This is a genomic window from Hyphococcus lacteus, assembly GCF_041058985.1.
In the GTDB taxonomy this organism is placed as follows: Bacteria; Pseudomonadota; Alphaproteobacteria; order Caulobacterales; family Parvularculaceae; genus Hyphococcus; species Hyphococcus lacteus.
Window position 1 is genome coordinate 781,338 of the sequence record NZ_JBEHZE010000001.1, and the last position, 12,557, is coordinate 793,894.

The following is a 12,557-nucleotide window of genomic DNA, read 5'->3' on the forward strand; positions in this document are numbered from 1 at the left end:
CATCCCGGGCTCTATCACTGTCCACAATATCCGACCTGCCACCCCGCCCCATAGGATTTACCCTTCGATGAAACCTGTCTGCGTCATTATTCTCAATTACGGCACACCGGACATGACGATTGCCAGCGCACAAAGCGTTTTGCCGCAAATCGAAAGCCTGGGCGGAGAACTCGTGGTCGTCGATAATTGCTCGCCCGATAACTCCGCCGCACAGCTAAGCCAATGGGCCGAAACCCTCGGGCCTGACCAAGCGGTGACACTGGTGCTTTCCCCCGTAAATGGCGGCTATGCGGCCGGAAATAATCTTGGGATCGAGGCTGGTAACGCGGAATTCTATGTTTTGTTAAACTCCGATACGATCGTGCGACCGGGGGCTATTGCCGCACTTCTCGGGGCGATGCAGCGCGATCCGAACATTGGCCTCGCAGGCCCGCAAATGCTCGACGAACAAGGACAGCCGGCAATCAGTCGTTTTCGGCACCCGAGACCGTTAAGCGAGTTTGTCGAAGCCACCGGCCTCGATTTTTTCTATCGCAAATTTCGTCATGCGGTTGTCCCGGTTATGGCCGATGAAGACGACACCGAAATTGAATGGCTCGGATTTCCTTGCATCATGCTGCGCGGCGCGATGGTCGACGCATTAGGCAAACTCGATGACCGGTACTTCATGTATTTTGAAGACACAGCTTATTGCCGCAAAGCGCACAAAGCCGGGTGGACGCTGAAATATTGCCGTGATGCTGCGGTCGAACATTTTTGCGGCAAATCATCGAACATCGAAGATCATGCGGCTGCGCACCGGCGATTGCCGCCCTATTATTACGCGTCGCGAACGCGGTATTTCAAAAGCCACTACGGCACTGGTGGCTATATCATCGCTAATTTTCTTTGGTATCTGGGACGTATGGTTAATTTCGGCCGGACCTTGGCATTGAGGCCGCCCAAGAAAACCTGTGCGTGGCGGGCCAAAGACATCTGGACGTCACAAGATATTCCAAAACCCTAACAGGGCACGTTTCTTGAAGCCGTTCCTTCGAGTGAAGGAGCGCTCGAGGAATGAACACCCGACTAAAAAAACGCGGCGTAACATCGTTAATCATTTATTACCTGATGATTACGCTCATTTCTGCGTCACTCGCATTTTTTGCGGGGCGGGCTCAGGGCCATACCAATCAACCCTCCGCACCACAATTAATGTCACAAAATGATGCAGATGCCTCAAAACCGGACTATGCGGCGCTTCATCGTGCACAACGCCTCGGTGCCGATTGTGGCGGAGCCAGCGACCCCAGTATTGTCCGCAGTGCCGTGTGGGAAGTGATCTGTCACCCATACACCGACGCGGAACCAGATATTTTCGCAAAGACTGCCGACACGCGCCGTACAAGACGAACGGTTCGACCCGGTGACAGCCCCTTACGGGCGGCAGTACTTTCTTCTCTCTCCACGGGGGCCGTTGATGGCACTGGCAACAATATCGGCACAACAACAACAACCAATGGCGAGCCTATGAGTTTAGCCCTCGCGCCAGAAATTGGTCTAATGGGCAGCATGTCGAATGGTGGTGGCAATTTGGGGTTTAATGGCGGACCCAATGCCCCCGGCGGCCGCGCGAACAACATCATCCCAAGCACACCCAACGCAAACGCCACATTGAGCCCGCCAGTGGTTGTGACCCCAATTCCCGCCGCTCTTCCGCTGATGATTACCGGTTTTGCGGGGCTATGGGCCGCCTCAAAACGCCGGAAGACCGCATAACACCGGCATTTCGTGATCTCCTGCATTCAAGGTTAACAAGCTATAGATTTTGATGGCTCGATAGGTCAAAATCACCTCAAGGGATTTTGGGGTTGCTTAAACAGGGGGGCAGGTTATGGGCCGTTTTCTCGCGATGTTATTGGGTGTTGCAGGTGCCGTTCTCGGATCGCAAGGTCCGGGCTTTACCCTTCAATATATGCAGAACCTTCAAGGCCGCATCGACGAATTACGCCCTATTGTCGAAGAATTTGATGCCAATATTGCCCAATATGATTACACGCGCGAACGCGCCCTTGGCGAATGCCGGACAGCAACGGGCCTCCTTGATGCTCTGTGCACAACCTATGTTTCGACAGTTCAGCGCTATGAAATACTGACAGCGCATATGGCAAAACTCGAAGGCGTAGATGACAATGTCCGCCCACTGATCCTTGCCAAATCGCAAATGCGTGACATCACCGTCTCCGTCTACGAGCAATACAAACCAGCAATTCCAACAACCGTTGATGGCGCGATATACGCCGGTGGCGGCTTTGCTGTTCTTTGGGGCGGCGCGTCATTCCTGTTTGGTTTATTGGGCGCTATGTTCGGCCGAGGCCGTTACGCGTAACGGCCTAATCAAAATGTGCGTCAAGGAATTCCAGAAACGCTGGCCAGTCTTCTTTGACCACGCCATGTGTTCCTGGCCGCAGCCAGAATGCCAACTCAGCCGAAGGCACCCATTCATCTAAGCGTGTCTGCGATAGACCGGACACACCCAATAATTCGTAGGCCGGATCAGCGCCCTGCGCTGCGCGGAACGCGCCGTTAGGGTCCGACCAAACATCCCGGCGTGCGTTTCCCAATAAAACCGGGCGCGGCGCGACCAACGCTAACAACTGATGTTGATCGACGTCCATTTTTTGCTCGCGGCCTGCCATATGCGCATAGGATGATGCGAACCAGTGCGGGTATGTTTTTGTTATCGCTGCAACAGTCTCACCCTTTTTTTCGCGATTAAGCGATGCGCCTCCAGTACCTGATTGGTGCGCAATCACGGCGTCTATCCGTTCATCAAAGGCAGCCGCCACTAACGCCGATTTTCCGTATCGCGAATGTCCCCAGCTTATCACTGACGACGCAGCTGTGGCGGGGTCATTCTCAAGCACATCGACCATGGCTGAAAACCCCCACGCCCAAGCACCAATCGCACCCCAGCGCGCACCATCGCGACCAACAGACAAAGCCTCGAGCGTTTTCAAACCCTCCTCTTTGTTGTCAGCAACAAACTCGCTGGGAAAGGTCGTCGCAACTCCATAGCCGTGACGAAGGATCATCTCGATTGGCGGCGTTGCGATATAACGACCAAAAACATAGCTCATTACCGTCTCGCCAATACCGCCGCTCATGCAGCTATTCAATCCATCGACCCGCGTCACCGCAGAATGTGGTATTGTATCCCACCGAGGGCAAAATGTTTCCATAAGGATGATTGGTGGCTGCTCTACGCCTTTAGGTAGCACAACATCCATATAAAATGGATTAGTTCGGTTCACCACTTCGCCGAACACGACAGTCGCTTGCAATTTATATTCAATAAGCTGACCGCCGAACGCATCATTATCCAGCATCGTGCGGCTCAGAACGGCGACGTCGTAATCGTCAGGCATGTCGCCATAAACTTCGCGCTCAAACGCCGCCCTGAGCGCAGGTACGCGCGTAACCTGCCATTGCGCTGCGGATGTAATTTCCGACTGCCCCATGAATGCGCCAAGCACCGGCGGGCTTGCCACGATGCCGTCAGGTTTTAGATCTGTCCAAGCTAACGTTAATTTTGCGCAACTCGTTATTGCGGCCAATGCGGTCACCAACAACACAATGCGCACGACCATCGAAAACCGAAAAATTCTCATCCGCGCATTAGTGCGAACACTGGCTTTGAGTGCAAGTCAAAATCAGGTCAACAACACTCTAGATGCGTTTAAAAACCAAATAGGCCGGCGTGCGTCCCTCTTTACGGGACTTCAATTCATAGCGGGTTTGTGGCCAATCATCGGGCCTTATCTGCCAATCCGCTGCGCATTCAGCCGTCCATTCAAACTCAGGCGCATTTTGTGCGTGCATCAACGTCCACCGAATATAGTCACGGATATCCGACGCAACCCGCAAAATGCCACCCGGTTTCACAAGACGCGCCGCCTCCTTAAAGAACCAGGGCGAAACCATTCTGCGTTTGTGGTGGCGCTTTTTCGGCCACGGGTCAGGATGAAGAACAAATAACCGATCAAGCGATTTATCCGGCAACGCTTCGAGCAATGGGCGGGCATCGCCATAATGGATTTTAACATTGCTGAGCGCCTTATCCTCCACATGGACAAGCAATTTGGCTACGCCGTTTACAAAGGGTTCTGCCCCGATCATCCCAATATTGGGGTTTTCAGTGGCCTGCCAGGCTAAGTGCTCCCCACCACCAAAGCCAATTTCTAGCCAGATTTCATCTGCCTGCGGAAATAGCGCTTTGGGATCTATGCGCCCATCACGGGGTTCGGGCACCGCAATTTGCGGCAACAATTCTTCCATTAGCTGCGCGGGACGGGCCCTTAGCGGCTTATCTATATGACGTCCATAAAGGCGCGGAATATATTTAGGTTCATCCATAAGCGGGGGCTTAGCGGATCAATCGCCACAGGCCAAGCCGTCATGTGAACACCGCCGGGGGCAGTCCAGAAATAAATGCTTCCCCTTGGCCCGCAGCTAACTTAAGAAAAACAGGTTTTGATGTTCTAAAAACCTGAACCTACTATTTTTCTGTAACCATAATTTGAAGATGAGCCACCCAAGGCAATGCCGAAAAGAACAGAGAAAATCCAAGTCTCGCTATCGCCTGAAGAAATCGAGCAAATTGAAGCGTGGCAATTCAAGCACCGAGTGCCCAGCCGCGCGGCGGCCATTCGTGAGCTGATCGGTCGTTCCATAGATTCAGAACTACCCGTTGTCGAAGACAGACTTCATTCGCGAGATTTTGGGATTCTTGAAACCAAACTCGCCCGCGAAGGGAAGCCGTCATTTACGGTAGCGGACCCAACGATCGACGACATGCCGCTCATATATGCCTCAACCGGGTTTTATGAGCTGACTGAATATGAACCTGAAGAGGTCATCGGTAAAAACTGTCGTTTTTTGCAAGGCCGCAAAACCGAAAAAGAGAACACGGCCCTGATCCGTCGCGCCCTTGAAAAAGGCGAGCTTGTTGCTGTTGATCTCGTCAATTATCGGAAAAACAAAAGCGCTTATCGCGTCCGCGTAAAAATTGAACCCGTGTTCGATCTAGCCGGCGAGAAGCCGATATTATTCATCGGGACCCAGACATTTCTCGGCAATCTTTGATCGATTGCCGGGACTGCGGTCGCGCTTAAAACGCTGCTTTCAACTTGTCCACGAGGTCAGTTCTCTCCCAAGAGAAACCACCATCCGCATCAGGTTCCCGGCCAAAATGGCCATAGGCGGCAGTACGCGCATAAATCGGCTTGTTGAGATCTAAGATGCGGCGGATACCCGATGGAGATAGGTCCATCACTTGACGCAACACATCTTCGAGTTCGTCTTCTTCAACTTTGCCCGTACCGTGCAGGTCCACATAAACAGACAACGGTTTCGCAACGCCAATCGCGTAAGAAAGCTGGATCGTGCAACGATCCGCCAATTCAGCGGCAACCACGTTTTTCGCGAGATAACGCGCCGCATAAGCGGCTGAACGGTCAACTTTGGTCGTGTCTTTACCTGAAAATGCGCCGCCCCCATGAGGAGCCGCACCACCATAAGTATCCACGATAATCTTGCGGCCAGTAAGACCGGCATCGCCATCAGGCCCGCCAATTACAAATTTGCCTGTAGGATTGACATGCCACTCGCAGTTTTCTGCAATCGGCAAACCGTCTGTGGACTTACGGATATATGGCTCAACGACCTGACGAACCTTCGCCGAATCCCATGATGCATCAAGATGCTGGGTGGAAAGCACGATCGACGTGATCTCAACCGGTTCGCCATTGCGATAGCGTACTGTTACTTGGCTTTTCGCATCGGGGCCAAGCTTGCCTACATCACCCTCACCAGTATGGCGTGCGATAGCCAAATCTTCGAGGATTTTATGGCTGTAATAGATTGGCGCTGGCATCAACGACGGTGTTTCGCGGCAAGCATACCCAAACATGATGCCCTGATCGCCCGCGCCTTCGGCATTGGCGTCTGCGGCCTTGTCCACACCCTGAGCAATGTCAGCAGACTGACCATGCAACAAGATTTGAATATCAGCAGTTTCCCAATTAAACCCGTCTTGCTCATAGCCAATGGATTTGATCGCTTCACGTGCCGCTTTGACAAATAAATCAGGCTTGACACCACCCTCGCCATTCATCAACGCTTCAGGCGCACGAACCTCACCGGCGATCACTACTTTATTGGTCGTCGTCAATGTCTCACAGGCGACGCGGACATCCCACGAATTCATACCCGCACTGTCGGCCTCACGATAAATGAGATCTACAATTTCATCAGAGATCCGGTCGCAAACCTTATCAGGGTGGCCTTCGGAAACACTTTCGCTCGTAAAAATAAAAGACTGCCGCGCCATAAAAGAACCAGACCTCGCATATAAAGAAAAGTTTATATGAGGGCCTATAGCGAAACCGCTCGCCCCTGTCCAATCCTTCTGATCAAGATTTTGCGAGAGGCCTACGACAAAATGCGGCAATAGGCGCTGGTTTAGATATTCTCAGTTTCCGCAATCGAGCGAACCAGATCGAGTACGCGCTTTTTGACGTCCGGGTCCTTGATGCCCGCGAAATACCGGCAGAGCTGGACCCCCTCTTGAGAACGGACCATCTCCATCACTGGCTCGGCTTCCTCGGCGAAACCACTGGCAAATGGCTCGGCATCATAATCATCGTAAAAGAACTGAACCGGCACCTGAAGCAGCCGTGCAATCTCATACATGCGGCTAGCACCGATGCGATTGACGCCTTTTTCGTATTTCTGGATTTGCTGGAAAGTTAGCCCAAGTGCACTACCGAGCGCTTCTTGGCTCATGCCTAAAATCATGCGCCGCAGCTTTACGCGCGCGCCCACATGAATATCGATTGGATGCGGCCCCGAAGATTTCGAAGGTGTCGCCGGCTCACGATTCACCGCATTTTGCGGAATATCCATAAGTCTCCCCGAGCTTGGTCGCCCCTTTCTGGAACAACGCAACTGCCGCCTTATAGATGAATGCGGGCCAAGCGCAAAGTCCAAGCCCTAGCGCCGCAAATAGAAACCAAACAGTAAGCAAGTGATTGTCATTAAAAAGAAAATCCAATCACCAAACTTGCTGTAAAGCGTCTGAGGCAAAGGCGGCGGAAGCGGCGCTTCGATTTTTCCTGTCTGATAGAGCGGTACGCGAGCCAACAAACGTCCTTTTCCATCGAATAAGGCTGAAACGCCCGTATTGGCTGATCGTGCCAGTGGTAGGCCCGCTTCGATCGCGCGCAACCGGGCCATATCAAGGTGCTGACGCGGTCCCGAGGTGTCGCCGAACCAAGCATCGTTGGTCACCATCGCAAGCCAGTCAGGCCGCGCATCCTTCGGATAGGATTGCCCTGGGAAGATCGCCTCGTAGCAAATCATCGGCGCGAATGATTGCCCGCCAGCCCGTATCCGGCGCGGGCCGGAACCGGCAGTAAAACCAGAATCGCCATAAGGTGTCAGCTGCGCTAACCCGACTCGTTCCATCAAATCATAAAATGGAAGATATTCTCCATAAGGAACAAGGTGGTGCTTATCGTAATGGTCTGTGACCACGCGACCATTGCCACTGTCTTCAATTACCGCAATCGAATTATAATAGCGCTCTATTCCGTCCGTATCGCGATCACGCCGAACAGCACCCGCCAATAAAACTGTATCGCTGGGCAAATCTCTATCAAGGGCTGCCAGCGCATCCGGCATTTCATCCAAAAGAGGCGCGCCATTTTCTGGCCACAGAACAAAGAGTTTTGCATCAGGCGGAAGTGCCCCACGCGACAACTCAAGTTGGCGTTCGAAATTGCGTTGCCAATAGCTCCAATCGATTTTCTCTTTTTGCGGAATATTCGGCTGAACAATCCGCAGAACAACACGCGCATCACCAACGGGTTCTGGCAAAGAAAGGCGTAGCCCCCCAATGCCAACGATAAGCGCCGCGCCCAACAGAAAAACAACAATGCCGGAAAATCGGGTACGAACCTGGTCGATTGTTGCAGCCGGGGCCGCAACGATAAAAATGGTCACAAGGCTTAATCCGTAAGCCCCATACCATGCGGCGCTTTGCGCGGTCAGCGCGTTCCCGGCCAATGCCTGCCCCGCGAGGTTCCACGGTAGCCCCGTCAGAACATGACCACGGGCATATTCAAAAAGGGTCCAGACCGCCGCAAACAGCAAAACCCGCGCCCACCCCGACCCTTTCAACGAAGCGCAAAGCGCTACTGCCGCACCCGTAAAGAGCCCGAGAAATGCTGGCATCCCCATGACCGCAAAGGGTGCCATCCATGCAAACTGATCCGCTTGGACAAAAAACGAAAAGGCCATCCAGTAAATTCCCACAAGGAAATAACCGAAGCCAAAAAACCAGCCCACAAAGAATGCCGCACGCTTTGCTTTTTGCGCAATCTGCGCGCCGTCGATTAACAAAACCAGCGTGGTAAATGAGACAACCAAAAGCGGAAGGGCATAAACCGGCGCCATCGCAAGCGCGCCGCAAATACCGGCGGCAAAAGCAATCAGCCATCGTTTTTTGCCCGTCGCGCCACGAACAAAGTCCGCATAATTCTTTAATGACTGCGCGAGCCATCCGCTGACGACGCTCAAAAAGCCCATGTTCAGACTTACTCCGCAGCCTGTGTTGAAGATTTCGCCGTCGATGGCCTCACCCGAAGTTTGCGAACCTTACGGGCATCACCTTCGATCACTTCAAAGTCATATCCGTTAAGCCCGGCCAAGACTTCGCCACGCTGCGGTACCCGCCCTGCAAGCGAAACGGCGTATCCGCCAACTGTATCAATCTCATCATCTTCCGTATCGAGATGAAGGCCGGTTTCTTCAGTGAAGTCACTCAACTCAACCCGCGCATCAACTTCCCAACCGCCACCGGCGATGGGTACGATCACCAAGGTATCATCTTCGTCATGCTCGTCATTGATTTCACCGACGATTTCTTCGACCAAATCTTCAATGGTAACAAGCCCATCAGTGCCGCCATATTCATCAATCACAAGCGCCATATGAATGCGCGACGCCTGCATTCGCAGCAATAAATCTGTGACCCGCATCGACGGCGGCACATATAAAACATCACGCTTTAACGATTTCAGTATCGGTCCAGAACTCGGCAAGGGCCGCGCATCGTCAGCAATCATCCCGATTAGGTCTTTGATGTGAACCATGCCCACCGGATCATCAAGATCGCCGCGATAAACCGGTAACCGCGAATGTCCGGCCTCAGAAAATAAGCGGATCAATTCTTGGAGGGGGGTGTCGAGATCCACCGCCGCGATATCCGCGCGCGGGGCCATCACATCAAAAACTTTTTTGTCGTCAAATGCGACAACGCGCTCAATCATCTCTCGGCGCGATTGAGAGATCGATTGCTCGGACCGACCATCTCCATTTATGTAGTCTTCTTCGAAATCGCTTTCGCGATCCGGCTTACCGATCAGGGCGCGAAACCGCGCCATAATACTGTCGCTTCGACCACTATCATCGTCGCTTTCTTCCCCGTTCATCGTCTCCGTCCATCCGTCGTCATCTAGCCTGTCAGTCATTTTGGCTCGCCCCATAGGGATCTGCAATTCCCATGGTTCTCAATATCTCAGTTTCGCGAGCCTCCATCAGGACCGCCTCATCATCCGTCTCATGATCATAACCAATCAAATGCAACATTCCATGAATAATCAGATGTGCCACATGATCACGCAAACTCAACATGCCAAGTGCGGCTTCACGAACACAGGTCTCCCGTGCCAGGGCGATATCACCTAGAAACCCCGTTTCTTCGCCGGAGGGAAAAGACAAAACATTGGTGGCATTATCTTTGCCGCGAAATCGCAAATTCAGTGCTTGAATTGCCTCGTCATCGCAAAGCATCAGCGCTATCTCGCCAGAAATATCCGGCTCAAGGGCGGTTGCAGCCCGATAACATTCGCCTGCGAGGACGTCGACGTCAGCCAAGGCTTCTCGCCATACCTCGTCTTCAATGACACATTCGATCATGGTGGGCGTAATACTGCCAGAGATGTCTGTACCGGTCATGGCCTCGGGCCGGCATGATGCTGGTCGCGCTTATCATAGGCATTGATAATTTTTGAAACCAAAGGATGGCGGACGACATCGGTCGCCACAAAACGAATTTCCGCGATCCCCTGAACCCCCGACAAAACCCCGAGCGCATCGGCGAGGCCAGATGCCTCACCCGCGGGCAAGTCAGTTTGCGAAGGGTCCCCCGTAATTGCCATTTGCGCACCCTCGCCCAGCCGCGTCAGAAACATTTTCATCTGGGCGGGCGTTGCGTTCTGTGCTTCGTCTAGAATAACCGCTGCGCGCGCCAATGTCCGGCCGCGCATAAAGGCTATTGGCGCAATTTCAATCTCGCCTGCTGCAATGCGTCGCTCGACATAATCCGCATGCATCATATCGTGAAGTGCATCATAAAGCGGTCGCAAAAACGGATCGACTTTTTCTTTCATATCACCGGGCAAAAAACCAATGCGTTCACCAGCCTCAAGCGCAGGGCGTGAGAGAATGATGCGCTCGACCTTACCGGCCAGCAACAATCCAACCGCATGGGCCACCGCAAGATAGGTTTTGCCCGTACCCGCAGGGCCGACACCGAACGTCAAATCATGCTCGCCAAGCGCCCGCATATACGCGGCTTGATTAGGTGTTCGCGCAGCAATGAGCCGCTTTGGGGTTTTGATCGTCTGAGGCACAGATTTCAGCTCGGCTGGTTTTTCACTTAATTTTGCCGCGGCCCGCACATCACCGACACCAATATTCTCACCGCGCTCGGCGCGGGCATAAAGCGACGTGAGGGCCGCGATTGTTCGAATTCGTGCACTTTCGGGACCGGTCACCGCAAAATGGTTGCCGCGAGGGTCAATACGAACCCCAAGAGCGTCTTCGAGAATTGAAAGGTGGGCGTCATGTTCGCCGGAAAGCACGGCGACAAATCGGTTGTCGTCAAAATCGACGTGATCGATTGCGTCAGCAGATTTCTGTTCGCTCAAGCGGCGTACTCACCCTCTTTCAAAACACCGGCCAGCGCATTGGGCGTTACGCCCTCAATCGATACCGGCGCTATTGATCCTAGCATAGATTTTGGAGCCGACACATGAACGCTTTGCAAATATGGCGACCGGCCAATGAGCTGGCCGTTTTTGCGGCCTTCTCTTTCAAACAACACCGTCAGCGATTGACCCACCTGCTTTTGGTTAAACTCGACCCGTTGGCGCTCAAGCAATGCCTGCAACTGGGCGAGGTGCTCGCTTTTCTGGTCTTCCGGCACTTGTTTTTGCATCGCAGCGCCGGGCGTTCCCGGACGGCGTGAATATTTGAACGAATAAGCGGAGGCATATCCTACGGCCTCTACGAGGTCCAAAGTCGCTTTGAAATCTTCACTCGTTTCGCCAGGGAAACCAACGATGAAATCCCCAGACAGAGCAATATCAGGACGCTCAGCGCGAATGCGCTCGATCAGCTTTACGTAATGCTCAGCCGTATGACCCCGGTTCATTGCCTTGAGGATTTTGTCCGAACCCGCCTGCACTGGAAGGTGCAAATAGGGCATCAACTTTTCTTCTTCGGCAAGTGCAGCAATCAAGCCGTCATCCATGTCGCGCGGATGCGAGGTGGTGAAGCGAATCCGGTCTAACCCATCGATCTTCGCCAAATGGCGACAAAGCTCGCCAAGGCCCCAGGTATTACCGGCCATACCAGCAGGCGGCGCAGACGCCCATGCATTGACATTCTGGCCCAACAGCGTGACTTCGCGCACGCCCTGTGCTGCTAGTGAACGCGCCTCGGCGACCACCGCGTCAACAGAACGCGAGACTTCTGCGCCGCGCGTGTATGGCACGACGCAGAAAGTGCAAAACTTATCGCAGCCTTCTTGGATGGTCAGAAATGCGGTAGGGCCATCTGCCGTACGCTCGGCGAGGCGATCAAATTTCTCCTCGACAGCAAAGTCCGTATCGAGGACTTCGCCATTTTCGCGGGCAGCACGGGCCAAAAGCTCCGGCAAGCGGTGATAGGCCTGCGGGCCGACCACCATATTCACGTAGGGCGCACGGGCCGTGATCTCTGCCCCTTCGGCCTGCGCCACACAGCCAGCGACGGCAATTTTGAGGTCGTCGCCAGATTTGTTGCGTGATTTTTTGATAACCTTGAGGCGACCAAGATCGGAATAGACCTTTTCGGCGGCTTTTTCCCGAATATGGCAGGTGTTCAATACCACAAGGTCAGCAGAATCCGGCGTTTCCGCCACCCCATAGCCCAGCGGTTTGAGAAGGCCCACAATTCGCTCGGAATCGTAGACATTCATCTGGCACCCGTAAGTGCGGATGAAGACGGATTTACCTTGGTTTTGCCGTGGATCGGTCATTTTTCTCGTATCTTTTCGCGAAGTTGGGTATTTAGTCGCCGTAAAGGGCGGATGCAATCATATTGGCGAAATCAATCTCAGGCGGGTGACAGTTGTTATCTCAGCCTTGTGACCGCAATTGATTTGATAGAGCAACATGTGCGCGTCAAGT

General features: G+C 53.3%; 13 protein-coding genes. 4 read left to right on the forward strand and 9 right to left on the reverse strand.

The window, feature by feature from the left end; genetic code table 11:
- Nucleotides 1-67 precede the first annotated feature (67 nt).
- The 3 genes from ABFZ84_RS03750 (at nucleotide 68) to ABFZ84_RS03760 (ending at nucleotide 2,368) form a co-directional block, all read left to right on the forward strand.
- The gene (locus ABFZ84_RS03750) at nucleotides 68-1,006 is read left to right on the forward strand and encodes a glycosyltransferase family 2 protein (RefSeq protein WP_369312578.1); all 939 of its coding nucleotides are present in this window, start codon (nucleotides 68-70) and stop codon (nucleotides 1,004-1,006) included.
- 50 nt (nucleotides 1,007-1,056) lie between these two features.
- The gene (locus ABFZ84_RS03755; protein WP_369312579.1) at nucleotides 1,057-1,758 is read left to right on the forward strand and encodes a hypothetical protein; all 702 of its coding nucleotides are present in this window, start codon (nucleotides 1,057-1,059) and stop codon (nucleotides 1,756-1,758) included.
- A gap of 115 nt (nucleotides 1,759-1,873) precedes the next feature.
- A complete protein-coding gene (locus ABFZ84_RS03760) occupies nucleotides 1,874-2,368 on the forward strand; it encodes a DUF2937 family protein (RefSeq protein ID WP_369312581.1) in 495 nt (164 codons plus the stop codon).
- A gap of 4 nt (nucleotides 2,369-2,372) precedes the next feature.
- On the opposite strand, the gene ABFZ84_RS03765 is transcribed toward ABFZ84_RS03760, so the two are convergent.
- Nucleotides 2,373-3,650 (reverse strand): glucuronyl esterase domain-containing protein, encoded by a 1,278-nt coding sequence (locus ABFZ84_RS03765; protein ID WP_369312582.1) that lies wholly within the window; start codon nucleotides 3,648-3,650, stop codon nucleotides 2,373-2,375.
- 58 nt (nucleotides 3,651-3,708) lie between these two features.
- Nucleotides 3,709-4,395, reverse strand: coding sequence for a tRNA (guanosine(46)-N7)-methyltransferase TrmB (gene trmB, locus ABFZ84_RS03770; protein ID WP_369312583.1), 687 nt, complete (start codon nucleotides 4,393-4,395; stop codon nucleotides 3,709-3,711).
- Between the two features lie 186 nt (nucleotides 4,396-4,581).
- On the opposite strand from trmB, the gene ABFZ84_RS03775 reads away from it, so the two are divergent.
- Entirely contained in the window at nucleotides 4,582-5,124 is a 543-nt protein-coding gene (locus tag ABFZ84_RS03775; protein WP_369312584.1) for a PAS domain-containing protein, read from the forward strand.
- 25 nt (nucleotides 5,125-5,149) lie between these two features.
- Here ABFZ84_RS03775 and metK read toward each other — a convergent pair whose 3' ends face one another.
- From metK to miaB, 7 genes are all read right to left on the reverse strand, one after another.
- The gene (metK, locus tag ABFZ84_RS03780; protein WP_369312585.1) at nucleotides 5,150-6,370 is read right to left on the reverse strand and encodes a methionine adenosyltransferase; all 1,221 of its coding nucleotides are present in this window, start codon (nucleotides 6,368-6,370) and stop codon (nucleotides 5,150-5,152) included.
- Nucleotides 6,371-6,501: 131 nt separating this feature from the next.
- On the reverse strand, nucleotides 6,502-6,945 hold the full coding sequence (locus tag ABFZ84_RS03785) for a helix-turn-helix domain-containing protein (protein WP_369312586.1): 444 nt from the start codon (nucleotides 6,943-6,945) through the stop codon (nucleotides 6,502-6,504).
- Nucleotides 6,946-7,032: 87 nt separating this feature from the next.
- Nucleotides 7,033-8,628, reverse strand: a complete 1,596-nt coding sequence (gene lnt / locus ABFZ84_RS03790; RefSeq protein ID WP_369312587.1) for an apolipoprotein N-acyltransferase — start codon at nucleotides 8,626-8,628, stop codon at nucleotides 7,033-7,035.
- A gap of 8 nt (nucleotides 8,629-8,636) precedes the next feature.
- Nucleotides 8,637-9,572 (reverse strand): hemolysin family protein, encoded by a 936-nt coding sequence (locus ABFZ84_RS03795; protein ID WP_369312588.1) that lies wholly within the window; start codon nucleotides 9,570-9,572, stop codon nucleotides 8,637-8,639.
- Nucleotides 9,565-10,059 (reverse strand): rRNA maturation RNase YbeY, encoded by a 495-nt coding sequence (gene ybeY, locus ABFZ84_RS03800; RefSeq protein ID WP_369312589.1) that lies wholly within the window; start codon nucleotides 10,057-10,059, stop codon nucleotides 9,565-9,567. The genes ABFZ84_RS03795 and ybeY overlap by 8 nt, the downstream gene beginning before the upstream one ends.
- Nucleotides 10,056-10,967 carry a PhoH family protein gene (locus ABFZ84_RS03805; RefSeq protein WP_407067103.1) on the reverse strand — a complete coding sequence of 304 codons (912 nt, stop codon included), beginning with the start codon at nucleotides 10,965-10,967 and terminating at the stop codon, nucleotides 10,056-10,058. Before ABFZ84_RS03805 ends, ybeY begins: the two co-directional genes overlap by 4 nt.
- 62 nt (nucleotides 10,968-11,029) lie before the next feature.
- On the reverse strand, nucleotides 11,030-12,406 hold the full coding sequence (gene miaB, locus ABFZ84_RS03810) for a tRNA (N6-isopentenyl adenosine(37)-C2)-methylthiotransferase MiaB (protein WP_369312591.1): 1,377 nt from the start codon (nucleotides 12,404-12,406) through the stop codon (nucleotides 11,030-11,032).
- Nucleotides 12,407-12,557: the final 151 nt, after the last annotated feature.